At 63.7% G+C, this 24,832-nt stretch carries 21 protein-coding genes; 13 read left to right on the top strand and 8 right to left on the bottom strand.

Features of this window, described 5'->3' with window-relative positions; all coding sequences use genetic code 11:
- Window positions 1-57 precede the first annotated feature (57 nt).
- A complete protein-coding gene (locus M4J40_RS06440; RefSeq protein WP_257235139.1) occupies window positions 58-1,131 on the bottom strand; it encodes a LacI family DNA-binding transcriptional regulator in 1,074 nt (357 codons plus the stop codon).
- Between the two features lie 316 nt (window positions 1,132-1,447).
- Between M4J40_RS06440 and M4J40_RS06435 the strand changes: the two genes are divergently transcribed.
- The 5 genes from M4J40_RS06435 (at window position 1,448) to M4J40_RS06415 (ending at window position 8,397) form a co-directional block, all read left to right on the top strand.
- Window positions 1,448-2,734, top strand: a complete 1,287-nt coding sequence (locus M4J40_RS06435) for an extracellular solute-binding protein (protein WP_251753008.1) — start codon at window positions 1,448-1,450, stop codon at window positions 2,732-2,734.
- 263 nt (window positions 2,735-2,997) lie between these two features.
- On the top strand, window positions 2,998-3,924 hold the full coding sequence (locus M4J40_RS06430) for an ABC transporter permease subunit (protein WP_251753006.1): 927 nt from the start codon (window positions 2,998-3,000) through the stop codon (window positions 3,922-3,924).
- A 2-nt stretch (window positions 3,925-3,926) separates the two neighbouring features.
- Entirely contained in the window at window positions 3,927-4,766 is an 840-nt protein-coding gene (locus M4J40_RS06425) for a carbohydrate ABC transporter permease (protein WP_251753004.1), read from the top strand.
- Between the two features lie 19 nt (window positions 4,767-4,785).
- Window positions 4,786-5,913 carry an ABC transporter ATP-binding protein gene (locus tag M4J40_RS06420; RefSeq protein WP_251753002.1) on the top strand — a complete coding sequence of 376 codons (1,128 nt, stop codon included), beginning with the start codon at window positions 4,786-4,788 and terminating at the stop codon, window positions 5,911-5,913.
- A 111-nt stretch (window positions 5,914-6,024) separates the two neighbouring features.
- On the top strand, window positions 6,025-8,397 hold the full coding sequence (locus tag M4J40_RS06415) for a glycoside hydrolase family 3 N-terminal domain-containing protein (protein ID WP_251753000.1): 2,373 nt from the start codon (window positions 6,025-6,027) through the stop codon (window positions 8,395-8,397).
- A 271-nt stretch (window positions 8,398-8,668) separates the two neighbouring features.
- On the opposite strand, the gene M4J40_RS06410 is transcribed toward M4J40_RS06415, so the two are convergent.
- Window positions 8,669-9,385 carry a YafY family protein gene (locus M4J40_RS06410; protein ID WP_251752998.1) on the bottom strand — a complete coding sequence of 239 codons (717 nt, stop codon included), beginning with the start codon at window positions 9,383-9,385 and terminating at the stop codon, window positions 8,669-8,671.
- A gap of 110 nt (window positions 9,386-9,495) precedes the next feature.
- Between M4J40_RS06410 and M4J40_RS06405 the strand changes: the two genes are divergently transcribed.
- The gene (locus M4J40_RS06405; RefSeq protein WP_251752996.1) at window positions 9,496-9,876 is read left to right on the top strand and encodes a VOC family protein; all 381 of its coding nucleotides are present in this window, start codon (window positions 9,496-9,498) and stop codon (window positions 9,874-9,876) included.
- Between the two features lie 92 nt (window positions 9,877-9,968).
- Here M4J40_RS06405 and M4J40_RS06400 read toward each other — a convergent pair whose 3' ends face one another.
- The 3 genes from M4J40_RS06400 to M4J40_RS06390 all read right to left on the bottom strand — a co-directional run bounded on the left by M4J40_RS06400 (window position 9,969) and on the right by M4J40_RS06390 (window position 16,294).
- Window positions 9,969-12,551, bottom strand: a complete 2,583-nt coding sequence (locus tag M4J40_RS06400; protein ID WP_251752994.1) for a hypothetical protein — start codon at window positions 12,549-12,551, stop codon at window positions 9,969-9,971.
- 47 nt (window positions 12,552-12,598) lie between these two features.
- Window positions 12,599-15,403: a hypothetical protein gene (locus tag M4J40_RS06395; protein WP_251752992.1), complete on the bottom strand. Its 2,805-nt coding sequence runs from the start codon at window positions 15,401-15,403 to the stop codon at window positions 12,599-12,601.
- Between the two features lie 153 nt (window positions 15,404-15,556).
- The gene (locus M4J40_RS06390; protein WP_251752990.1) at window positions 15,557-16,294 is read right to left on the bottom strand and encodes an SDR family oxidoreductase; all 738 of its coding nucleotides are present in this window, start codon (window positions 16,292-16,294) and stop codon (window positions 15,557-15,559) included.
- Window positions 16,295-16,436: 142 nt separating this feature from the next.
- Between M4J40_RS06390 and M4J40_RS06385 the strand changes: the two genes are divergently transcribed.
- Both M4J40_RS06385 and M4J40_RS06380 read left to right on the top strand, forming a co-directional pair.
- Window positions 16,437-17,441 carry a Gfo/Idh/MocA family protein gene (locus M4J40_RS06385; RefSeq protein WP_251752989.1) on the top strand — a complete coding sequence of 335 codons (1,005 nt, stop codon included), beginning with the start codon at window positions 16,437-16,439 and terminating at the stop codon, window positions 17,439-17,441.
- 47 nt (window positions 17,442-17,488) lie between these two features.
- Complete coding sequence (locus M4J40_RS06380; protein ID WP_251752987.1) at window positions 17,489-17,695, top strand: hypothetical protein; 207 nt, start codon at window positions 17,489-17,491, stop codon at window positions 17,693-17,695.
- Window positions 17,696-17,716: 21 nt separating this feature from the next.
- Here the strand turns inward: M4J40_RS06380 and M4J40_RS06375 are convergent, their stop codons facing one another.
- Window positions 17,717-19,282, bottom strand: a complete 1,566-nt coding sequence (locus M4J40_RS06375; protein ID WP_251752985.1) for a DHA2 family efflux MFS transporter permease subunit — start codon at window positions 19,280-19,282, stop codon at window positions 17,717-17,719.
- Between the two features lie 298 nt (window positions 19,283-19,580).
- Window positions 19,581-20,819: an HlyD family secretion protein gene (locus M4J40_RS06370; RefSeq protein WP_251752983.1), complete on the bottom strand. Its 1,239-nt coding sequence runs from the start codon at window positions 20,817-20,819 to the stop codon at window positions 19,581-19,583.
- 295 nt (window positions 20,820-21,114) lie between these two features.
- On the opposite strand from M4J40_RS06370, the gene M4J40_RS06365 reads away from it, so the two are divergent.
- Entirely contained in the window at window positions 21,115-21,765 is a 651-nt protein-coding gene (locus M4J40_RS06365; protein ID WP_251752981.1) for a TetR/AcrR family transcriptional regulator, read from the top strand.
- 31 nt (window positions 21,766-21,796) lie between these two features.
- Here the strand turns inward: M4J40_RS06365 and M4J40_RS06360 are convergent, their stop codons facing one another.
- Complete coding sequence (locus M4J40_RS06360; protein ID WP_251752979.1) at window positions 21,797-22,606, bottom strand: LytTR family DNA-binding domain-containing protein; 810 nt, start codon at window positions 22,604-22,606, stop codon at window positions 21,797-21,799.
- 116 nt (window positions 22,607-22,722) lie between these two features.
- Here M4J40_RS06360 and M4J40_RS06355 point away from each other — a divergent pair, with 116 nt between their 5' ends.
- From M4J40_RS06355 to M4J40_RS06340, 4 genes are all read left to right on the top strand, one after another.
- Window positions 22,723-23,295: a DUF6622 family protein gene (locus M4J40_RS06355; protein WP_251752977.1), complete on the top strand. Its 573-nt coding sequence runs from the start codon at window positions 22,723-22,725 to the stop codon at window positions 23,293-23,295.
- 358 nt (window positions 23,296-23,653) lie between these two features.
- Window positions 23,654-24,001 (top strand): ankyrin repeat domain-containing protein, encoded by a 348-nt coding sequence (locus M4J40_RS06350; RefSeq protein ID WP_251752976.1) that lies wholly within the window; start codon window positions 23,654-23,656, stop codon window positions 23,999-24,001.
- A gap of 177 nt (window positions 24,002-24,178) precedes the next feature.
- Window positions 24,179-24,388, top strand: a complete 210-nt coding sequence (locus M4J40_RS06345; protein WP_251752975.1) for a type II toxin-antitoxin system HicA family toxin — start codon at window positions 24,179-24,181, stop codon at window positions 24,386-24,388.
- 27 nt (window positions 24,389-24,415) lie between these two features.
- On the top strand, window positions 24,416-24,802 hold the full coding sequence (locus M4J40_RS06340; protein WP_251752974.1) for a type II toxin-antitoxin system HicB family antitoxin: 387 nt from the start codon (window positions 24,416-24,418) through the stop codon (window positions 24,800-24,802).
- The last annotated feature ends 30 nt before the right edge of the window (window positions 24,803-24,832 follow it).

Below are 24,832 nucleotides of genomic sequence, written 5' to 3'. Positions count from 1 at the left end.
CATACATAATTTTGTATATCAGAATGCGGGCTCTGTCACAATGCCCCTGGGCGCCGCCTACCTCGCGAGGTTCGCCGCTCCCGCGCTCGCCCGCTCCACCTTCACCGCCTCTTCCTTCTTTCGCTTCACCTTCAGCGGCGTGGTCGACTCGCGGACGATCAGCTGGGTGGGCAGCACGATCTGTTCCGAGGGGGCGTCGAGGCCGGCGATGAGGGCGAGGAGGAGGTTGACGGAGGCGCGGGCCATCTGTTGCAGCGGCTGGCGCACGGTGGTGAGCTGCGGGTGGAGCTGCGAGGCGATGGGGATGTCGTCGAAGCCGACGACGGAGATGTCGCCGGGCACGGAGAGGCCGGCCTCGCGGATGGCGGCGATGGCGCCGTAGGCGGAGGTGTCGTTGGCGGCGAAGATGGCGGTGGGCCGGTCGTCGAGGGCCAGGAGCTTCTGGGCCGCCTCGAAGCCGCTCTTGCGCAGGAAGTCGCCGTCCACCTCGAGGGCCGGGTCGTGGGGCAGGCGGGCCTGGGCCAGCACGTCGCGATAGGCGCGGCGGCGATCGCGCGCCGAGGTCAGGCGGTCGTTGCCGGAGATGAAGGCGATGCGGCGGTGGCCGAGCTCGATGAGGTGGCGCAGCGCCGCGCAGCCGCCCTGGTAGTTGTCGGCGGTGACCGAGGGGAAGGCCGATTCGATGCCCTGCTCGATGGTGACCACGGGAATGTGGGCGGTGGCCATCGATTCGAGATAGTCCGACTCGTAGGGCAGGATGACGATGACGCCGTCGGCGATCTGCCGGAGCATCTCGATGATCGAGTGCGGCGGCCGGCGGTCGCAGACCGGCAGCGAATAGACCAGCATCTCGTAGTCGGCGGCGCGCGCCACGGCCCCCATGCCGAGCAGGAGATCGGAGGTGAAGGGCGTGTGCAGCTCGGCCACCACGCCAATGATGCGCGTGCGGGCGCCGGTCAGCTTCTGGGCGGCGCGGTTGGCGACGTAGCCCATCTCATCGGCGATGCGCAGGATGTCTTCGCGCTTTTCGGGCGAGACGCCGGGGCGGTTGTTGATCGCCCGCGAAGCCGTCATCAGGGAGACCCCGGCGACCTTGGCGACCTCGGCTAACGTTGGATAGTGTCGCTTCATCATTTGGTCGAATGGTTTCCGGGCCTCGAAACTCTTTGTCCGAAGCCCTGCGGGCTGTCAACTGCGCCGATGGCCCTCCGGCCTTGAAAAGGCGCGGAAATCCGCCGACCGTGGGTGGTGGGCAACGAGATACACCCCTCCAGCAAGAGCCTTCGAGGGCGCGGCGTCAACGCGCAACTGGTAGAGTTGACGCGACAGAACGTTAGCGCTAACGTTCGGCTGTCACCCGTTGCCAGAGCATCGGCCGAAAAGTGGATTTCGGTTTTCGGGGGACCTGATGCGGGTATCTGGCTCAACGTGATCCTGGGAGGAGAAGGTGTCTTCTAAACTCGTTTCCAAACTATCGGCGCTCGCTTGCGGCGCCGCCATGATGGCCGTCGTTCCGTTCGCGGCGCATTCGGCCGACAAGGTCATCTCGGTGTGGGATCTTCAGACCACCGAAGGCGCGGTCAAGGTCATCCGTGACGCCGCCGACCGCTTCGAGAAGGCCAATCCGGGCTACAAGGTCGAGGATACCCATATCCTCAACGATGCCTACAAGACCAAGATCAAGATCGCCTTCGGCGCCAATGAGCCGCCGTGCGTGTTCAGCTCCTGGGGCGGCGGTCCGTTCCGTGAGTATGTCGCCGCCGACCAGGTGGTCGACCTGACGCCGTATCTCGACAAGGATCCGGCCTTCAAGGACCGCTTCGCGCCGGCCAGCTTCGGCGCCGTCACCGTCGACGGCAAGATCTATGGCCTGCCGGCCGAGAACACCGCCATCGCCGTCGTCTTCTACAACAAGGAGATGTTCGAGAAGCTCAACCTGACGCCGCCGAAGACCTGGGACGAACTGCTCCAGGTGATCGACGTCCTCAAGAAGAACGACATCGCCCCCTTCGCGCTCGCCAACAAGAACAAGTGGACGGGCTCGATGTACTACGGCTACCTCGTCGACCGCATCGGCGGCCCCGAGGCCTTCGCCAACGCCGCGCAGCGCAAGGATGGCGGCTCGTTCGCCGATCCGGTGTTCGTGGAAGCCGGCAAGCGCCTGCAGGAGCTGGTCAATCTCGGCGCCTTCCAGAAGGGCTACAACGGCCTCGACTATGACGTCGGCGGTTCGCGTCGCCTGCTCTACACCGGCAAGGCCGCCATGGAGCTGATGGGCACCTGGGAAGCCTCGACCATCGGCAACGAGAACCCCGAGTTCGCCAAGAAGCTCGGCTTCTTCCCGTTCCCGTCGGTTCCCGGTGGCAAGGGCGATCCGTCCGACCTCCTGGGCACGCTCGGTGACAACTTCATCTCCGTCACCAAGGCCTGCCCCGAGAAGGACAAGGCCGTGGAGCTGATCAAGTTCCTGACCGACGACACCGCCGCTGCCGGCCGCGTGGCCGACTCGCGCATGCCGCCGATCAAGAACCTCAAGATCGACAACCCCTTCCTGCAGGAAGTCTCCAAGCTGGTCACCAATGCCAAGAGCGTGCAGCTCTGGTGGGACCAGGAGCTGCCGCCGAAGCTCGGCGAGCTGCACAAGGACACCTCGCAGGCGCTGTTCGGCCTGTCCAAGACGCCCGAGCAGGTGGCCGAGGAATTCGAGGCCGCTGCCAAGGCGGAACTGAAGTAAACTCCTCCTGAGAACAGCCCCGTCGACGGTTCGCCGCCGGCGGGGCGCAAACGTGAGGGCCCAACTCGAAACTCTACTGGAGCGGACATCTAGCTTCGATTTCTGTGCTTCCGGTGCTCACGGACCTTAAGTCCGCTCCGCTCCGGTTCTCGAAATCATCGCCATCTGCCTCGCCCCAGCGAATTTCGAGCCGGCCCCTAAGAGCCCGACCCGACAGCCGATGGGAACCGGGCCCCAAGGACCGTGGACGGAGGATCTCCACCGTGACCGACATTTCGACGCGCCCCGCCGATGGCGGTGCGGGAGGGACGGCTTTGTCTCTCAAGACCTTCGCGCCGGCCATCTTTCTGGCACCGGCCGTCCTGCTGCTCGCCGTCTACCTTCTCTATCCGCTCGTCGACAGCTTCCGCCTGTCGCTGTTCGACTGGAACGGCCTCGGCTCCGATGCCCGCTTCGTCGGGCTCGACAACTGGAAGAAGCTTGCGACCGACGCGCTGTTCTGGGAAGCGGCCTGGAACAACATCCTGCTCGCCTTCTTCTCGGTTCTGGTGCAGATGCCGATCGCCCTCGTGCTGGCGGTGGTTCTCGACAACGCGGGCAAGGGCTCGCGCATCCTCAAGATCCTCTACTTCCTGCCGCTCCTGATGTCGTCGGTCGCCCTCGGCGTCCTGTTCAAATACTTCTACGACGTCACCTTCGGCCCCCTCAACGCGCTGCTCGACTTCGTCGGCCTCGGCTATCTCGCCCAGGACTGGCTCGGCGACACGCGCTTCGCGCTCGGCGCGGTGATCGCCGTCGTCTGCTGGCAGTACATCCCCTTCTACATGGTGCTGTTCATGGCCGGCCTCGCGTCCTTCCCGGCCGACATCTCGGAGGCCGCCAAGCTCGACGGCGCCTCTGAGGCCACCATCTTCTGGAAGATGAAGCTGCCGCACCTCAAGGGTACGCTTCGCACCGCCATCGTCCTCTCCGTCATCGGCGCCTTGCGCTACTTCGACCTCATCTACGTGATGACCGGCGGCGGACCGGAGGGCGCTTCCGAGCTGATGGCCACCTACATGTATCGCAACGTCTTTTCCTCGTTCCAGCTGGGCTATGGCAGCACGGTGGCCTCGGGCATGTTCATCGTCGTCATCCTGATCGCCTCGGTGCTGATGCGCCTGTCCAAGCGCTACGAGACGGAGGTCTGACCATGGCCAGCTCCCCCGCCGCCCGCGTCACCGGCCGCATCGCCGTTCCCGTCCTCGGACTGTTCTGGCTCGCCGTCACCACCGTGCCCTTCCTGTTCATGGTGATGACCAGCTTCAAGTCGCAGCAGGAGTCCTTCTCCAGCTCCGTCTGGGCGCTGCCCAAGGCGCTCGACCTCGTCAACTACGAAAGCGTGCTCGAAGGCCCCTTCCTCACCTACTTCAAGAACTCGGTGATGGTGGTGGTGATCTCGGTCATCCTGATCATGCTGATCTCGGCCATGGCCGCCTTCGCCTTCGCCCGCATGCGCTTCCGCCTCAACGACGCGCTGTTCGGCCTGATCGTCGCCGGCATGATCGTGCCCATCCACATCACGCTGGTGCCGATCTACCTGTTGACGCGCCAGCTCGGCCTCTACGACAGCCAGTTCGCGCTGATCGGCCCCTATGTGGCGACCTCGCTGCCGATCTCGGTGTTCATCCTCACCGAGTTCATGCGGCAGATCCCCAAGGAGCTTGAGGAGGCGGCGCGGCTCGACGGGTGCGGTCCCTTCGCCATCTTCTTCAAGGTGTTCCTGCCGCTGTCGGGGCCGGGGCTCTCCACCATCGCCATCTACAACGGCATCATGCTGTGGAACGAGTTCATCTTCGCCTACGTGCTGACCTCCTCGACCAGCACCCGCACGCTGCCGCTCGCCATCTGGGACTACCAGGGGCAGTACACCTCCAACATCCCGGCAATCCTCGCCGTCGTCACCCTCACGTCGCTACCCCTCGTCGTCGCCTATGCCTTCGGGCAGGAGAAGATCGTCAAGGGCATGATGGCCGGCTCGCTCAAGGGCTGAGGCTTCGGAGACGCATACCATGACCAAGATCACCCTCTCCGGCGTCAACAAGTCCTTCGGCGCCAACTTCCCCGTCATCCGCAATGTCGACCTCACGATCGAGGAAGGCGAGTTCTGCGTGTTCCTCGGCCCGTCGGGCTGCGGCAAGTCGACGCTCCTGCGCATGGTCGCCGGCCTTGAAAGCGGCTACTCGGGCCAGATCAGCATCGGCGACCGCGTGGTCGACAAGGTGGAGCCGGCCGACCGCCAGGTCGCCATGGTGTTCCAGAACTACGCGCTCTATCCGCACATGACCGTCTACGACAACATGGCCTTCGGCCTGCGTCAGGCGAAGACGCCCAAGGACGAGATCGACCGCCGCGTTCAGGAGGCCGCCCGCATCCTGCAGATCGAGGCTCTGCTCGAGCGCATGCCCAAGGCGCTCTCCGGCGGCCAGCGCCAGCGCGTCGCCATCGGCCGCGCCATCGTGCGCCAGCCCAAGGTGTTCCTGTTCGACGAGCCGCTGTCCAACCTCGACGCCGCCCTGCGCGTCCACATGCGTTCGGAGATCGCCACGCTGCACAGGAACTTCCCGGCGGCGTCGATGATCTACGTGACGCACGACCAGACGGAAGCCATGGCGCTCGCCGACAAGATCGTGCTGCTGCACGCCGGCAAGGACATGCTCAAGCACGGCTCGATCGCTCAGGTCGGCAAGCCGCTCGACCTCTACCACCGGCCGCGCAACCTGTTCGTCGCCGGCTTCCTGGGGTCGCCGACCATGAACTTCCTGGAGGCGACCTTCGTCGCCCAGGAGCCTGCCGGCGCCCGCGTCGTTCTGAAGAGCGGCGAGGAGCTCGTGGTGCCGGTCGACGGTTCGGCGCTCGCCGCCGGTGCGCCTGTCACCCTCGGCGTCCGGCCGGAGCATCTGGCGCCGGTCGTCGGCCCCGCCCCGCAGACGCTGACGCGCAAGGTGGCGGCGGTGGAGCATTTCGGCGAGTACAGCTTCGTCTACCTGGAGGGCGGCACGCCTGCGCCGTTGATCGCCAAGGTGCCGGGCGATGGCGGGGTGAAGGCCAGCGACAGCGCCACCTATTCGGCCCCCGCCGACTGCTGCCATCTGTTCGATGCCGACGGCATCGCGCTCACCCACCTGACCAATACCTGATCCCGTAGAGCATTCCCCCGCAATTTCGGACGCAAAACCGGTTCCCACTTTTGCTGAAATTGCTTTTCCGGATTTCCAGCAGGACGGCCTTTGGGCCGCGAAGTGTTCATCATGACCCTCGTTTACAAAGACCCCAGCAAGCCGATCGCCGATCGTGTCGCCGACCTCCTTGGCCGCATGACCATCGACGAGAAGATCGCCCAGATGCACGCCATGTGGCTGGTGCTGGACGAGCACGGCAAGCATCGCCCCCGCACCGAGGACGCCTTCATCGGCCAGTCCGACGAGACGACGCTGACCGACATGCTGAAGAAGGGCCTGGGGCAGATCACCCGTCCGCTCGGTACCCGTTCGGTCGACCCGGCCGAGGGCGTCCGCGCCCTCAACAGCCTGCAGAAGTTCCTGGTCGAGGAAACCCGCCTCGGCATTCCCGCCATCAGCCACGAGGAATGCCTCTCCGGCATGATGGCGCGCGGCGCCACGCTGTTCCCGTCGTCGCTCGCTTATGGCGCCACCTTCAATCCCGAGCTGATCGAAGAGGTCGGCAAGATCATCGGTGGGGAAGTGCGTGCTCTCGGCGGCCACCAGGGCCTCGCGCCGGTGCTCGACGTCGCCCGCGACGCCCGCTGGGGCCGCACCGAGGAGACCTTCGGCGAGGATCCCTATCTCGTCGGCGTCATGGCCACCCGCTACGTGCGCGGCATGCAGGGCCCCAAGCGCGACTTCCTCGCCACGCTGAAGCACTACGTCGGCCACTCCTTCTCCGAGGGCGGCCGCAACCACGCGCCGATCCATCTCGGCTGGCGCGAGCTGAACGACATCTTCCTGCTGCCGTTCGAAATGGCCGTCAAGCAGGCCAACGCCGGCTCGGTGATGCCGGCCTACCATGACATCGACAACGAGCCGAGCCATGCCTCCAAGCACCTTCTGACCAAGGTGCTGCGCGAGGATTGGGGCTTCGACGGCCTCGTCGTCGCCGACTACATCGGCGTCAGCCTGCTCTACCAGCACCACGGCATTGCCTCCAACCAGGCCGAGGCGGCGGCTCTCAGCTTCAACGCCGGCCTCGACCAGGAGCTGCCGGGCGAGGACTGCGCCACGCATCTCAGCGAGGCCCTTGAGCGCGGCCTGATCACCGTCGAGAAGATCGACGAGATCGTTTCCCGCGTGCTGACCGAGAAGTTCCGCTTGGGCATCTTCGAGAAGCCCTATGCCGACGATACGGCCATCCGGCTCCAGAGCCCCGAGGCGATCTCCGTCGCCCGCAAGGTGGCCGAGCAGTCGGTGACCATCCTGTCCAACAACGGCATCCTGCCGCTCGCCCCCGAGAAGAAGGTGGCGATGATCGGTCCGGCGGCCGACGATCCGCTGGCCCTTCTCGGCGACTATTCCTTCCCGGTCCACCTGATCCTGTCGGACGCCAACGAGAGCGCCGCCACGGTGGTGACGCCGCGCGCCGCCTTCCAGGCCGCCGCCGGCAACGCCAACGTGATCTACGCTCGCGGCTGCAACATCCTCGACGAGCGCAAGTCCGGCGCGCCGGTGTTCCCCGGCGATGTCGACGACTCGTCGGTGGTCACGCAGGTCTCGTCGGTGTCGACGCGCACCGACATGATCGCGGACGCCGTCGAGGCGGCCAAGGCGGCCGACGTCGCCATCGTCTGCGTCGGCGACCTCTCGGGCATCTTCCAGACCGGCACGGTGGGCGAGGGCTCGGATGCCGACACGCTGGAACTGCCGGGCGTGCAGCAGAAGCTGCTCGAAGCCGTCGTCGCCACCGGCACGCCTGTCGTGGTCGTGGTGTCGGCCGGTCGCCAGTACAATCTCGGCGGTCTCGAAGACAAGGTGGCCGCCCAGGTGTGGACCTTCTTCGCCGGCCAGGAAGGCGGCAACGCACTCCATGACGTGCTCACCGGCAAGGTGGAGCCGTCGGGTCGCCTGACGCTGTCGGTGCCGAAGAGCGTCGGCGCCGCGCCCTACTTCTACAACCACAAGCTCAAGAGCTCGGGCACGCCGATCGCCCGCCACTTCGGTAGCCAGTATCCCTTCGGCCACGGTCTTTCCTACACCAGCTTCGAGTTCGAGGACCTGAAGCTGAAGTCGGATACGGTTGACGTTGAGACGGGCGAGATCGTCGTCAGCTTCAAGGTGAAGAACACCGGCAGCCGCAAGGGCGTCGCCGTGCCGCAGCTCTACATCCGCGACTGCCTCGCCTCGGTGGTGCGGCCGGTCAAGGAGCTGAAGGCCTTCGGCCGCGTCGAGCTTGAGGCGGGTGAGACCAAGACGGTGACCTTCACCGTGCCGGTCGACATGCTCTGCTTCACCGGCCCCGAGGGCTACCGCGTCGTTGAGCCGGGCGAGCACGAGCTGCAGCTCGGCGCCTCCAGCGCCGACATCCGCCAGCGCGCCAAGGTCGTGGTGACCGGGGCGACGCGCAAGCTGCCGAAGAACTGGAAGATGGAGAGCTCCGTCTCCGTCGCCTGATTAGTCTGACAAAAAAGCCACTCGCCGGGGGGAACCATCTCCCCGGCTTGAGTTCCGCCTTGAAAATGAATCGTTTCGAGAGGATAGTTGGCGAGACATTATCAGGGTTTCAGAGGCTGGATGCGCTCCGCCTCTTGTCTTTTCCGGCGATGATAACTCCCGCGTTGCCGGAGAACGCGCGGTCGCTTCCCAACCGCGCATCACGCCCCCCGGCGTCGGATGCGAGGCGGATCTCCCCCCGGAGTCCGCCTCGCTGGCGTCTTGGGGGAAGTCAGTTGCCCTCGAGGGTGGACGGCTGGCGGGGTTGTTCGGCCTTTGCCTCGGCGACGAACGCCCTGAGCAGCGCCACCCGGTGCGGGCGAAAGCTGCGGCCGGTGGGGCGAAGCTCGCCGATGCGGTCCACCCGGAAGCGGCGGAAGGCGTTGCGGCTGCAACATTTCGCTATCAGTATCAGCGCCTTGTCCAGATAGGTGATCGACAGCGGCCAGATCTCGCGCTCGCTCGTCCGCCCTTTTTCGTCGGTATAGCGAATGGTCACGGCCTCTTCCTGCCAGCAGGCCGAACGAAGGGCGGCCATGTCGATGGAAGGCGCGGCGGGGGCGGTGGGCCGGTAGATGCCATTGACGGCGTGGGCGGCCTGCAGTTGCAGCCGCTCGGGCAGCATCGCCGTGATCTTGGAGAACACCGCCTCGGCGGCCCGCGCCAGCTCGGGGTCGCCGACGTGCTTGACCTCTTCGAGCCCGAGCACCAGCGCCTCGATCTCGATCCGGCTGAACATCTGGGGCGGCAGGGCCATGTCTTCCACCAGATGGTAACCGAAGCCGGTGGCGCCATCGATGGTGGCGCCGGCCGCCCTCAGGCTGTCGATGTCGCGATAGATGGTCCTGACCGATACCTCCGTCTCTTCCGCGAGGCGAGTGGCGGTCACCGGACTGGGCAGGGTGCGCAGTGCCTGCAACAGGCGCAGGAGTCGGTCGCTTCGTGCCATCTTGGAATTCCTACAGGCCACTTACTGCCGGCTTTTGTCAGTAAGGCTAGAGGATATTGCGCCTCGGTTCCACAGGCATTCCGCCTGTCTTTTCAAGACGAGGACAACCGATGTTTCGCGCCAACAGCCTTATACTCTATGTCGACGATGTCGATCGCAGCACCGCCTTCTACCGCGACATACTGAAGGCCGATCCGGTCGCGACGTACCAGGACTTTTCGGTGTTCGCCCTTTCCGACAACTTCGTCGTCGGCCTGCAGTCCAGGCACGCGATCGACCCCAAGCCGCAGCCATCCGTCGGCGGCTTCGAGCTGTCGTTCAGCAACGCCACCAAGGAAGACGTCGACCGGCTCCATGCCGACTGGACGGCCAAGGGTGTCGAGATGGTGCTGAAACCGACGACGCTCGATTTCGGCTACACCTTCGTGGCCGCCGATCCCGATGGGCACCGCCTGCGCGTCTGCGCCACCGACACTACGAACGTCAGTTGATCCTCGGGGGGAGGCAAGAGCCTACCGCTTTATGCCTCCCCGGAGGAGTCAAATGCGAGGCGGCACTCCCCGGAGCAGCGTCCTCACTGTCGTCAGAATCGATATCTTTTGGCTGCGCTGGACAGTTCACGTAGCTCCGCGTCGGCGTTTGCGCCTGCCGCCCGCAAGGCCCGCTTCATGTGGGCGTATTCCATGCGCAGGTTGGTCGCAAAGATGCCCGGATCATCCGACCCGATGAGCACCGAGGGCGGGCAAGGGGTCTTGTCATGCGCTAACCAGCGGATGGCGTGATGATCTTCATAGCACTGATGAATGCTGATCCGGACATTGCTGCTGGGCAGCGTTTCAATACCAATATTCCGCTTTTGAAGCAGTTCCAGGACATATGATTGGACAGCCTCAAGTATGTTGGGCGTCAATACGTCCGATTTCTGCTCTATCAGTATTGGTTGGTCCGCACGTCTTAAAGTGTCGCCGTCGACGCCGACACCATGGCGCCGAAGAAACTGGGCATGCGCATCCGGATTCCTCTTTTCACTGGCGCGGAACAACTTGATTTCTTCGTTTCTGTCGGGGTCAACGTCATACTTCCCGTATGTTCGTGTGATCGGGTCGAGATGCCGGAGCTGCCATGCGCGGTGCAGGATTTCGGGCGTGATGGCCGGATCTTTCCAGATTTGCATCGCCAACCGTCGGATCTCGGCCTCCAGAAGGGGGATACGATCGGTGAGAATGGACCTCTGCACCAACACACCCCAAACGAAGACAAGATCATCAAGACGATCTTCGAGTGGCTGGACGACAGCACCGCCTTGCGCGGCCCACCAACGTTCCGGCAAAAGCCCTGCGGCCGTTCCGTGGCCTATGCGGCAGCCAGCGGATAAGCCCAGGAAATGAACGGCTTCCGAGATGGCCCGTAGACCTGATGCAAGGTGAATGAAATCTTCCCCGGCGTGATACGTGAAGCATTGCACGCCTGCACGCCGCATTCTCCGGAATATTTGCGCGAAGACTTCGGGGCCGGCGTGTCGCTCGTTGCTGGCGGCATCGACGCCTCGTATCAGTTCGGAAAGTCCGACCGTGCGTCTCATCAGCGCTACCAGAGCGCGGGCCGCCTTGTCGACCTCTCGTCTTACTGTTGCATCCCTGCAAACCAGCGGCGGCTTGTTGCCACTGTAGAACCACTCTCGCTCTTTCAGGTTGGTTTGCTTGATGAAATGGGCAACAAGGCCCAGCCGCAGTCGGCGTTTGCTGGCAGGGATCTCGTCCGAGCCCTGCTCCAGCAGCCGAACTTGCCTGATCGTATCGGCCAAGGAGCACTTGGTACTCTCGGGATTCGTCTGCAGCTTGTGCAAATGCGGGCGTCGAGAGCTTTCGGCGTCTTCGTCCAAGAATACAAGATAGCCGCGAAGCACCTGCAGAAGACGATTGGCGGTTCCTGCGGGCGTATTCTTTGGCGCAAACCGTCCTTCTAGAAAGTCGACAGGAGCCTGAACGCCGCGTTCGATCTGACGGAAGCGATCTGCGTAGTCCTTCTCGGTCTCTTCGCGCAACTCGTTCAGCGTTATATATTGGAACTGATCGAAGCCGACCTGGTTGGTTTGCTGAACGAGTAGACGATAGAACTGCGCTCTTATCAGCGCATACCAGAAGAAAGCCAACCCATTGATCTCTTGGCCATCCTCCCGACTGACTAGATCTATGATGTCTATGAGCTGGAGTGATTCAGATGTCGTTCTCGTCATCCCGCTCCGCCTGTAGCGTTGAGTGATGACGCGGCTGTAGCGCATATCGGTCGACAAGCTGGTCGTGTCTTTCTCCGCCTTCTCCTCTCTCTCTTGCCATATCCGTTCAAGCAGAAAACTCTTGAGAGTGATGGCCTGGTCGACCCTGATACGGAGGAGCCTGGAAGTAAGGTGTTGATCTTCCTGCCGCAGCAGCCTGTCTACCCCGTTGCCTATGGCTGTATGCAGTCCCCCTTCTTTTCTGCTCGACTTTCTCACGAGTTCCCCGACAACCTTGTCAGGGCGCTGAAGGGCGTCGATCCATATTTTGTCGGCCTCCGTTGTGCCGTTGAGATGCATGTGGGTTTCATCAAGCCCCTCTGACTTGCAGAGTTGGTCCAGGAAGGGGTCGTCATCAACCGGGAGGGTACTGTCGCACAGCCAGCTCTGAACCTTCTCCTGGAGTTTCTTGATTGACGATCGAGACTGGCGATCTTTGTCAGATTCGGTCCGGCGCGCCGCCATCCATGCGGCGGTAACCAGCATCGGCGGCACAACGAGGATCAGATCCTGCCATTCGGCCAGCAATGCCGAGCGGACCCGAAGAGAACCGTCGCGACCTTCGCAGAGGAACGTCTCGCCAATCCTGGTCAGGAGCGGCAGCAAACAGCGGCTCGGATCGTCAAGAAGCCATTTCCGGTCCCTGGGCGGGTCATCGTGCAGCCGTCGAACAGTCCAGGTGATACGGGTTTCCAGGGCCTCGTCGGTCAGTGTCGGGTTGAGGTTGCGGTAACGGAGAAATCTCCCACTGGCGTGGACCGACCTGATGGCGTCGCGTCTTTCGTAGTTCCGCCAAAGAGTTTTCAGGTGTTGATCGGCTGGTTGTTTCGACGACCTCTCGGACTCCAAGCAACGGACGAGATCGAGGTTCGAGAGCACGGCCTTGGCCATGCTCACGAGTTCGCGGCTGTCGAACAGCGCTTCCGCACAGTCGCCTATCATTTTGTACCACTGGCTTGCGGATAGTAGCGAGGCACGACATTCAGGACATCGAAGAAGCCGTCCACGGTAACCGTGTTCTGCTTGCTTTTCGTGGTGATACGCCCCACGGCGATCCGGATCTCCGGTGGCTCAAGCCATTCCTTTTTGAACTGCTCCTTGGGAGAGGCTGCGTCCGACTGCACTTCGGGCCTCGCCTTCTGCCATTCCGTCAGGGCTTTTTCGACCTCTTCTCGCAGGCTGTCAGTGGCCGTTGCGCTATTCTGGATGGTCTCGTTCGGATTGAGGAAGGCCCAGACAAGCGGACAGGAAATAACGATGGCGGCCAAGGGGTGGATATCTTTGCCTACGCGTTGGAGTGCCTGGACAAGCGGGCGATCGGATCCCTTGGGTGAATCGAGGCGACCGAAGCTGTTCGAGGTCACGACGAGAAGAGCATGCAGGATATTCGTGATCTGGCGGTGAAGGATATGCCCGGTCTTCCACTCCAGGGTCACTTCCTCATCCAGGGCATACAGTTGATCATGAATCCGCTCGGCAATCCGCGTCAGCATGCTGGGGGAAACCGCTGCATTTGGGGCGTTCTTCTTCGCAAACGAGTGCCAAGCCTGAAGCCGCTCCTGAAAGACAGAGAAGGCCTTATTCGTAGAGTCGTCATTGCCCCCTGTCTTGTCATCGCTGTCGCCACTCTCCTCTTGGTCTGTATAGGTTTCGGCGCTCTTGTCGGGCTGGGCCAGCTTTGCGTTGGGAATGAAGATTGGGATGATGGACGACAGCGCCATCCTGTCGAGGTCGCCAATCTCCTGCTGCGCTAGAATTTGTCCAACGGCGGCAAAAAGCGAGAGCGCGGAGATGGATCGAAGCGTTTCGCCACGGCTAGTCAGGTGGTCGTAGGTCGCAAGGTTAAGCAAATACTTAAATGTCGCGCAGCGGTCGTGCAGATCTTCAAGGGAAAACCACGTCAGTCCCTTCCTCGGTTTCAGATCGCTTGCATGTGCAGCTAGTGCTCCAACCCAAGATATGTTGGAGTATGCCTTGTTTTTTTCTTCTACTAGGTTTCTAAGGTGCTCTATGTTCTCAGGATTCCTAGGGTCCTCATTCGATAAGCCGTACAGTCTAGAGAGTGACGTTTCAAAGGTTATCTTTCGTAGTGTTCCAACGGAGCCGAAGGAACTCGCCCGAAGGTTTCCGATCGTTTGGCCGTCTACGTTGATGCCGGATCGGGCGATGGAGCCGAGCTTGCCGGCGACTTCCAGCAAGTTGGGGCTCGTCTCTTCCCAGATGAAATGGAACATGGCCTTGCGCACGTCCTGTAGTGCGTAATGCTCCCGTTGCATCATGGAGATGGGAAGGTTGAGCGTGAACAAGGATCTCAAGCAGGCGTCAGGGGTCTCTTTCAGATACCGAGCCAGGGACAAGGCAAAGCAGTGAAGAATGATGGCCTTGGCCGCATCGCTGGAAACGCCGAAGCGGACAAGCGATGTGGGGTTGTCTTGCTCCACCAGCCACCTGAACGTCATGCGAAGGGTATCGTCCAACTTGGCCTGTGCAAGCCGTTCAGGCTGGATGCCTGCGGTACGGAGACGTGCCTCGAAGACCGAGAAGATGCCACGATAGCCGGTGTTCGAGGCGGAGCTTCCAAGGGCGCGTAGGTAGCCAACGAGCAGGCGCAAGTGTTCGCTAGACATGAGTTTGAAGAAGGGGTGCTCTGATTTGCTTTCGCTCTCCAGCAGCTGCTCGCGGATTTTATTGCTGGCCCAAGGCAAAAGTGGCTCGCCTTTGTTATCGCCCAGCTGGGGCTGGCGCTCGCCTAACCGGGGCTGGCTCTCGCTCAAGGGTATGACCTTCACGTTATCGGGATCCTCGATCTGAAGGATCTCACTGAGGGAGAGCATGGGGATGCGGTTTTGCGGCGGCACGATCTTGAGCAGGTATTGCTCTTCAAGCTCCAGAACCGCCTCGGATAGCCCGGTCGTTGTCTTTCCGATCACGCTGGGGTCGTGCTTCAAAACGGCTTCGCCGAACGTATCATAGATGTTTCGGCGAACCAGTCGGCCGTAAAGCTCCAAGTCGCCGGATATCAATAGGATGATCTGTGGCGATGTAAGGTATTTTCGGATGGTTTCGAGAATAGTGTAGCCATGCTGGAAGTTGGTATCGACATCATCAAAGGCGAGAACAAAAGCGTCCTTCTTCAGGATTGTCAGTGCTTCGTTGATGAATTTGCTCAACTTGATCTCGAACGATCTCCCCTTGCGGGCTTTGCGCAATCCTCGGCTCATGATCCATTCTGGATCTTCCCACTCCTCTCCGTGGGCAGATGATTTGCCAATGCGATCAAGGAGCCCTAGCCCCTCCGCCATCTCCTCGCGAGCCTTGTCCACCTCTCTCATGTCCGGGTCTGGATTTGCTTGGTGGTTATCCAGGGCCTTGTCGATCAACGAAATGATGACAATTATGATGTGCTCCTTGGTCTCGATCAGTGTTGGATCGATCAGGGGAAGCACATGAAATGTCCCGGAAATATCTTTCGCCCAGTCCTGCTTTGGCTCTTGGATCTCACCCAAGGCATTCAGCAAGAACGTCGTTTTTCCGCTCCCTCGACCTCCTTCTATCAATATGCCGTTGTGTCTGCGGGGGTAGCTTAAATTATCCTCTTTGGGGAAGTGTTTCAGGTAGTCGTCGCGATAAGGCTTTTGTTCTTTAATAGCTTTCCCCAATTGGGTGAAAGCCTCGTTCTGAAGCACTTTGTTCGCATCCTCGAAGCGCTCCGCCCCGCTTCGATTGAGATCGATGATGCGCATGCCGTCCCCCCAAGAAGAAATCCGAATACTTGACTGGATCAAGACCTGCCCGATCTGTGAGACAGGTGGGGGTGCAAATCAAGTGGTTGCGACCATAAATTGAGCGGGAGCCCGCCTGTTCGGCTCTGCTATTCAGCGAATGGCTAACCGTCCCTAAACCAGCGTCCGGCCGCCGTTGACCGCGAATTTCTGGCCGGTGATGAAGTCGGCTTTGTCCGAGGCCAGGAACACGACCATGTGGGCGACGTCTTCCGGCTTGCCCAGGTGGCCGAGCGGCGTGCGATCGGCGTAACCGTCGATCGCCTCCTGTTGCACGCCGGCGTGGCGTTCGACGGGGATCCAGCCCGGCGCCACGAGGTTGACGGTGATGCCCTCCGGGCCCAGTTCGTTGGCCCAGGAACGGGTCATCGACAGCATCGCCCCCTTGGCGGCGGCATAGTTGCCGAACAGGGGATTGCCGAGTTCGGCGATTTCCGAACCGATGTTGATGACGCGGCCGGATTTCCGGGCGCGCCAGTCGGGCAGCACCGCCTGAAGCAGTTCGAGCGGCGCCTTCACGAAAAACTCCAACTGGTCGAGATAGGTCCGCCAGGATTGCTCCATCAGCGGCATTTCAGGCTGCGGGCCGGTGGCGTTGTTGACGATGAGGTCGACGGGGCCGAGGGCCTCGGCGATCTCGTCAAGGCCGGCCCGGATCTGGGCTTGATCGATGACGCTGAACCTGACGGCGGCGGCCTTGCCGCCGGCTGCCCGAATGTCGGCGGCCACGGCTTCGGCCCCGTGCGTGTCGTTGGCGTAGTTGACGGCGACGGCCCAACCGGCGCGCGCCAGTTCCCTGGCCATCACGGCGCCAAGACCGCGCGAGGCGCCGGTCACCAGTGCTACCTTCATCTTGTTTCCTTTGCAGAATGCGCCATGGTCGGTACGACGTGTTTGCTACTTAGGGGCGGTGGTGCGGCCGTTCAACCGGCGCTGGGCGGGCTTGGAGGAAGCCGGTCTCGTCGCGACAAAAGAAGCGTTGGGAGGATTTGACATGGCGGTTCGTTTCGGCCTCGTCGGCTGTGGTATCATGGGGGCCGATCACGCCCGCATCCTGCGGAGCGATATTGCCGGCGCGGAGCTGGTGGCGGTTCACGACAAGGATCGGGGCAGGGCGGAACGGGTGGCGGCCGATGGCTGCAAGATCCACGCCGACCCCGGCCAGCTGATTGCCGATCCGGCCGTCGACGCCGTCATCATCGCTTCGCCCGATGCGACGCATGCGCCGTTGACGCGGGCCGCCATCGCGCTTGGCAAGCCGGTCCTGTGCGAAAAGCCGATGGCGACCAGCCTCGACGAGGCCAGGGGCATCGTCGATGCCGAGGTGGCCGGCGGACGGCAACTGGTGCAGGTCGGTTTCATGCGCCGCTTCGACCCCGGCTATCGGGCGATGCGCGCCGCCGTGACGGCCGGCACGCTCGGCAACCCGCTGTTTCTCCATTGCATCCACCGCAACGCCGTCGGGCCGGACTATGTGACGTCCGATCTGGTGCTGGCCAACTCCTGCGTCCACGAGATCGACATTTCCCGCTTCGTGCTCGGCGAGGACCATGCGCGCGTCCGGGTGGTGCGGGCGCGCCCGTCGCGCAAGGCGCCGAACCGCCAGCCGCTGATGATGATCCTGGAGACGGCAAGCGGGGTGGTGGTATCGGTGGAGGCCTTCCTCGACGCCCAGTATGGCTACGACGTGCAGGGCGAGCTGGTGTGCGAGGAGGGCACGCTCAGCCTCGATCCTCACCCGCCGACACGGCGACGGCTGACCGGCCTTGATGGCCATGCGGTGGAGGGCGACTGGGTCGGCCGCTTCGCCGAGGCCTATCGCTGCCAGCTGCGCGACTTCGTGGTGGCGTTGAACGGCGGGCGCTTCCAGGGCTCCTCGGCCTGGGACGGCTATGTCGCCTCGCTGACCGCCGAAGCGGCGCTGAAGGCGCTGAAGAGCGGCGACACGGTGCCCGTCACCCCCGGCGACCGCCCCGCCTTCTACGACGCAGCTGGCTGAGGACATGAGGGAGCTGGAAGGCATCCGTTCCATGGTAGGATGTGTTCATGAAACGGTCCGCCGCCAAACCATCCTCCCGCATCGCCAGCAGCACAATCGTGCTGGGTCGGTCGGCGTTCAACAAGATCAGCGCGGTCGAGGGGATCAAACTTAGCCCCAGTTCCGAACGCATGTTCGCCGACTTCGATCAACAGGGGCTGACAGCCGAGCAAAGGCGTCTTGCCCTCTTGAAGAAGCACGCCAAGAAGGCCTGAGGAAAGCCTGCCTCCGCCCCCTCAATGCCCGCCGCCGCCACCGCCTTGCGCGGCGGGCTTCTTGACCATGGGCAGGGCGATCAGCAGCACGACGAACAGCACCGTCAGGATCAGGAAGATGTCGTTGAAGGCCATCACCGTGGACTGCTGTTGAGCGAGGCCGGTGAGGCGGGAGATGGCGGCGGTGTGGGCGTTGCTGCCCAGTTCCGACAGGCTGCGTTCCATGCCGGCAATCGTCGCCATGGCGGTGGAGCTGGTGATGTTCACCGCCTCGCGCAGCCGGTCGAAGTGCAGGTCGGTGCGGTTGGTCATGATCTGGTTGATCAGGGCCAGGCCGACGGCGCCGCCAAGGTTGCGGGTGAGGTTGAACAGGCCCGAGGCGTTCTTCATCTCGGCCGGCGGCAGGGTGCCGAGCGCGATGTTGTTGATGGGGATCATGCAGATCATCATGAACACGCCGCGGAACACCTGCGGCCAGAACAGCTCCCAGAAGTCCCAGTCGGCGGTGAAGCCGGTCGAGAGCCAGGTGGCGACGGCGATGCCGGCAAAGCCGATGCCCATCATGACGCGCGGGTCGAGCTTGGTGGAGAGACGGCCGGCGAAGGGGGCGGTCAAGAGCATGGCGACGCCGGAGACGAACATGGTCTCGCCGATCTGCAAGGCCGAGAAGCCGCGAATGCGCGCGAGGTACACCGGATAGAGGTAGGTGAGGCCATAAAGGCCGATGCCGAGGCAGAAGGAGAAGGCGCTGCCGAAGGCGAAGTTGCGGTTGGCGAAGGCCTTGAGGTCGACGATCGGGTTGGCGCGCGTCAGTGCGCGGAAGAAGAACACGATGCCGCCGATCACCATGACGCCGGTGAGGATGGCGATGCGCTCGTCGGCCAGCCAGTCCTTGCTGGGGCCTTCCTCCAGCACGTATTCCATCGAGCCGAGGAAGGCCGCCATGGCGGCAAGGCCCCACCAGTCGAACACCTTGAACAGGCTGAAGTCCGGCTCGTCGAAGTCGATCAGGAAGTAGCTGGTCACGGTGACGAAGACGCCGGGGATGATGTTGACCAGGAACAGCCAGTGCCAGGAGAAGATCTCGGTAAGGTAGCCGCCGGCCGTGGGCCCGATGGTCGGCGCCAGCGTGGCGACGAGACCGATGATCGGCGTCACCAGCCCCATCTTGCTGCGCGGGAAGATGGTGTAGGCCGAGGCGAACACGGTGGGGATCATGCCGCCGCCGATGAAGCCCTGCACGGCGCGCCACAGGATCATCTCGTTGATCGAGGAGGCGAAGGCGCACATCATCGAGGCGAAGGTGAAGCCGCCGGCGGCGATGACGAACATCCAGCGCGTCGAGATCATGCGCGACAGGTAGCCCGACAGCGGGATCATGATCACTTCGGCGATCAGATAGGAGGTCTGGACCCAGGAGATCTCGTCATTGGCGGCGCCAAGGCCGGCCTGGATCTCCGATAGCGACGCCGAGACGATCTGGATGTCCAGGATCGCCATGAACATGCCGAACACCATGCAGATGAAGGTGAACAGGCGGCGCGTCGTGAAGGTGGGGCCGGCATCGGCCGTGGCAATGGCGGACATGGACGTGACCGGTTAGGAGCAACTCCAGCAAAAGTGGATACCGGTTTTGCGTCCGGAGTTGCGTGAGAGCAGAAACGAGAGCAACTCCAGCAAAAGTGGATACCGGTTTTGCGTCTGGAGTTGCGTGAGAGCAGAAACGAGAGCAACTCCAGCAAAAGTGGATACCGGTTTTGCGTCCGGAGTTGCGTGAGACCGAAAGCTCTATCGGCCGAGGGCGCGGCGGGAAGCACCCGCGCGCAAGTCGGTCGGATCAGGGCGAGAGCGCGACCGATCCCCGGAGGACCGGTCGCGCGGGATATTAGTTGGCCGGAGCGACGGCGGCCGTCTGGGTGTCCGTCGGCGCGGTGCGCGGATCGGCGGCGACCACCACGGAGAGGCCGGGGCGGAGCTTGCCGCTCAGCGCCACGTCGTCGGGCACCGAGATGCGCACCGGCAGGCGCTGCACCACCTTGGTGAAGTTGCCGGTGGCGTTGTTGGCCGGCAGCAGGCTGAACACCGAGCCGGTGGCCGGCGACAGGCTCTCGACCTTGCCGAGGATGGTCTCCTCCTCGCCGAGGGCGTCGACGGTGATGCGCACGGTCTCGCCGGGAACCAGCTCGGCCAGCTGGGTTTCCTTGTAGTTGGCTTCGATGTGGGCGCTGCCGGTGGCGACCAGCGAGGCCAGCTGCTGGCCGGGCGTCACGTAGGTGCCGACCTCGAAGGCCTTGTTGCCGATGACGCCGTCGACGGGCGCGCGGATCTCGGTGAAGGACAGGTCGCGGTTGGCCTTGTCGAGGGCGGTCTGAAGGCTCTTGCCGGTGGCTTCCGCCTCGACCTTCTGGGCCTTCAGCACTTCGATGTTGGCCTCAGCGACGGCGACGGCTGCCTCGGCCGAGGCCAGCGAGGCGCGGGCGGCATCGCGGGCGGTGCGGGCGTCGTCGAGCTGCGACTGGGCCGACACCTTGTTGTTCACCAGCGTCGACTGGCGGGTGAAGTCGATGTCCTTGGATTCCAGCGTGGCTTCGGCGGAGGCGACGCCCGCCTTGGCCTGAGCGACCTGGGCCTCGCCGGCGGCGATCTGCTTGTCGATGCGGGCTATGGTGGCGCGGTTGCCGACGAGCGCGTTCTGGGCCTGGGCGACGGCCAGCGCGTAGTCGCCGCTGTCGACGCGGGCGAGAACGTCGCCCTTCTTCACCAGCTGATTGTCGGCCACCATCACCTCGGTCACGTAGCCGGAGGCCTTGGCGGCCAGGGTGGTGATGTCGGCGGCGACATAGGCGTCGTCGGTGGAAACCAGGAAGCGGCCATCGATCCACCAGGCATAGCCGGCCTTGCCGCCGAACCAGGCGGCGGCGCCGAGGAGGGCGACGAGGACGAGTCGGCCCGTCACGTTGCTCTTCTTCTTCGGCTCCGCGGTCTTCGGGGGCTGCGTCGCGGCGGCGTGGTGAGGCGCCTCGCCAACGGGCTTGTGCGCAGCCTCCGCGGCCGGGCGGATCTGAGTGACAGTGGCTTCCGAGCCGTCGCTCTCGTGAGCGGCGTTCGCTTCGCGCTTGGCCATTGAAATCTCCATCTGTCCGTTGTGCGGACGGCGCAGGATCAAAGTATCCTGCGACTAAAGTCTTAGGTGTTGTTCCTATACGTCGAAAGTGTTATCTCATGACCGAACCGTTCGGTCAATCGCAGTATTGGCGCTTGGTTGACGATTTGTCCCTTTCATGGGCAGTCTCAGCAAAATGTGATCGTGGCGCCGGATTTCCGTGAACGGCGATCGCCAAAAGGCAGGCTGGCCCTCGGGCGGCAAATGCCGACAATGAACAGCGCGGGCGGAATCAGCGCCGCGAGGGCAGGGGTGGATGAGCAAGGTAGCGGCGCAACCCGGCGGCTCGGTAGCCGGCGCGGAAGGGCACGACAGCGAGAAGCGGCGGCAGATCCTCGACGGGGCCCGCGAGGTGTTCCGCGCCAAGGGTTACGAGGGCGCCTCGATGGACGCCATCGCCAAGGCGGCCGGCGTGTCCAAGGGCACGCTCTACGTCTACTTCACCAACAAGGACGAGCTGTTCGAGCAGCTGATCGCCGACGAGAAGCAGGAACTGGCCGCCGCGCTCGACGCCTTCCAGCCGACGGCCGAAAGCTTCCGCGACAACCTCCGGGCCTTCGCCATCAGCTTCAACGAGCTGCTCACCGGCGAGACCCACATGTCGACCATCCGCATGGTGGTGGGCGCGGTGGAGAAGTTCCCCGCCGTCGGCGCCCTGTTCTTCCGGGCCGGCGCCGAGCGCGGCACGACGCGGCTGACCGAGGTGTTCGGCGAAGCCGTGGCCGATGGTCGCCTGAGGCCCTGCGACCCCACCGTCGCCGCCCATCACTTCATCGCCCTCTGCACCGCGGAGGTCATGAAGAAGTCGCTGTTCGGCGCGGAGCTCAGGCCGTCGCCCGAGGAGGCCATCCGCATCGTCGACAACGGGCTCGAGGTGTTCCTGAGCTACTACCTGGCCAAGGACTGAGCGCGCGGTTCTCGTTCCTGTCCGTTCCGGATCAGGCGCTTTCGTCGGCCTTTTCCAGCGGAAAGCCGGCGGCCCGCACCGCCGCTTCTCGCGAGCGGCTGACGGGCAGGCGGGTGCCGTCGTCGAGCTCCACCAGCAATGACCGGCTTTCGCTGCGCATGAGGCACCTGACGGCGCCGTTCGCCACCCAGTGCGAGCGGTGGATCTGAAGGCCATCGCCGCCTTCGAGCTCGGCGAGGGCGTCGGAAAAGCGGATCAGGATCAACTCGTGGCCGCGCCGGGTGTGCGCCTCGACATAGTGATCGTAGACGGAAACGCGGGTCAGATCGGTTCCCAGCCGGGGCGGCAGACGGCGCAGGAAGGCGCAGGTCTTCGCCGGTTCGGCGGCGGGCGTCTCCGTTGGTTGGCGTCTGTCGCCACGCGCCGCGAGGCCGGCCACGGTGGCGATCGCCGCGACGCTGACCAGCACGGTTATCGCGACGCGGCCGACATAGGTCGCGGTCGGGTCGGCCTGACGCAGTAACACCTCGATTGCGAGAACCACGATCAGCACCGCCGGCGAGGCGGCGATGCCGGCGAGCGCGTAGCGTGGACCGGTGTGGGCGATGAAGCTGAGGCGCGGCTCGACCAGCAGGATGAGAAGGGTCGCCAGCGCCGCGCTGGAGAAGGCTTCGACGCCGTTGATCGCCAGCGCGCCGAGCGTGTCGCGCCAGCTGTCGCCGCTGGAGATGCCGCTCGCCGTGGTGATCGCCGTGGCCGCGAGCACGATGGCCCGAAACATGGCGGATCCGACGATGGCGCGCCATCGGCGAAGCGCGAGTTGCACGTTGCTGCCGTCCACGAAGCCCCCGTCTCCGTTTGCGCAGGACCGCTGGCATCCCTGCCCGGGACGGCGGAAGACGCTTGTGCCGATCGGGTTGGCCGACGGCGTCTTCCTCAAGATGCGAAGGTCCTCAGATGACGATTTCTAGCATGGCGTCGGTGGTGATTGGAACGCCGGCATGGGTTTGGCTGCTGCTGGCCTTTCTCGTTTACCGGGGTGTTCTCGCGTCGCGGCCTCGCCGCGTCGGCTTGTGGAAGCCGGCGTTGCTGCCGGCCATCCTGATGGTGCTGTCGGTCGGCAGCGGATCGGTCGAAACCTCGCCGATCGTTGAGGCGGCCTGGCTGCCGGCGCTGGCGGTCGGACTCGGCGTTGGCGCCCTCATTGCCGCGCGCCGGCCCATTTCCGTCGAAGCCGGCCCGCCGGCCACTATCCTGCTGCTGGGCGGCTGGTCCTCGCTCGGCCTGATCCTGGCGATCTTCAGCGTCCGCTATGTCGAGGGCGTGATGACGGCGATCGATCCGGCGACGGCGGCGGCCATCGGAACGAAAGTGGTCTTCGCCCTTCTGCGCGGCCTGTTCTCGGGCATCTTCCTCGGGCAGGGGCTGATGCTGGTGGCGCGGGGCTGGTCGAAGCTGTGCGACCGGGAAGGGACGTCCGCAGAGACCGACAGCCGCGATCGGCGCCGGATCGCCGCTCGGTCCGACTGATGGGGATCGGCCGGCCGGATGCCTTGCAAGATGCCCTGCCGATGATGCAGAAGACAACCGCCGGGGGAGAATCGCAACCTCTCCTTGGCGTTGTCCGGCCCGTGCGGGGCGATTCCCGAGCGACAGCTTCGGAAAAGGTCGTTCTGAGAGATCGGGAGCCATCGGTCCGCGACGCGGAGACGGGCTCTCCGAGCGGGCCGATGCAAGGCAGGGCGGGTGCTCCAGGGCAGGCCGTGCTGTCGCCCCATTGACGAAGCGAAGCCGACGGTTCCCGCGCAGGGGCGTTCACGGGGCCAAGACCAAACCGTGCGGCATGTGCCCGGCCAGAGGTTCGGCGGGGCGCCCATTGGAGAAAGCAATGAGACTGATTTCCGCCTTTCTGATCGCCGTCAGCCTGTCTGGCCCCGCCTTCGCCGCCAGCGCCGAGCTCAAGGACCTGATCTGGTCGGGCGAAAACGACAAGGCCATCGCGGAGATGAAGCAGGACCCTGCCTCGATCAACGCCGTTCTCGAAGGCTTCACGCCGCTGCATCTGGTCTCGATGGTCGGCAATCTCGAACTCGCCAAGTTCCTTGTCGACAACGGCGCCGACGTCAACGCCCTGGACTTCGAGGGCTACTCGCCGCTGGTGCGCGCCAAGGCAAACCGCAACGAAGACATCGCCAAGCTGCTGATCTCCCACGGCGGCAAGGAGCTGCGGCCCTGATCGCGGGCGTCAAGTGAAAGCGCAGGCGGGCCGGGCGTGCGTCCGGCCCGCCACGGGGCGACGGGAGAGGATGGGGCTTGCCGTCCCGTTCGAAAAGCGGTCTATACACATAACTACACCGTCCGCTTGATTCCAACGCGGTGTGTGTATAAATACAGCGCGAGACAGGGGCGCATAATGGGCCGTAGCGAGCACAGCAATCGGCGCAGAGATGTCGAAAGGCGCCTCGCTCAGGATGGCTGGGTCGTTGTTCGCAAAGGCCCTGGCGATCATGTCCAGTACAAGCATCCGGCTCGACCTGGACGAGTGACGATCGACACCGGCACGCGGGACATACCGACCGGCACGCTGAAGTCGATCTACTCGCAAGCCGGCTGGGAATGGTGAGCTCACCCGTGAGGCAAGGAGCCTGATATGACCCATGTCGTTGCGCTCATTCATGAGGAAGACGGCGTTTTCGGCATTTCCTTTCCCGATTTCCCTGGCTGCGTTTCCACGGCGGACAGCCTTGACGACGCGATTGCGCGCGGCGCCATGGCGCTGGCCTTCCATGTCGAAGGCATGGTCGAGGATGGCGAGGCGCTTCCCGTGCTTCGTTCGGCCGAAGCCATCCGCCGGACGGAGGATGTCGACGGCGCGCTCCTCGCGGCTGTGCCGGTCGACCTGCCCGGACGATCGGTCAGGGTGCAAATCACCATGGACGAGCACCTGCTGGCCGCCCTCGATCGCTCGGTGAGGGCAAGCGGCGCTACCCGGTCGGGCAAGATCGCCGAGGCGGTGCGCGCCAGCCTCAGGGCCTGAGTTGACGATCTACGGGATTGGCATCCCACC

The sequence above is a fragment of the Pleomorphomonas sp. JP5 genome, assembly GCF_023721815.1.
Classification (GTDB): Bacteria; Pseudomonadota; Alphaproteobacteria; order Rhizobiales; family Pleomorphomonadaceae; genus Pleomorphomonas.
The sequence above is the reverse complement of the archived record's forward strand: the minus strand, read 5'-3'. Positions and strand labels throughout refer to the sequence as shown.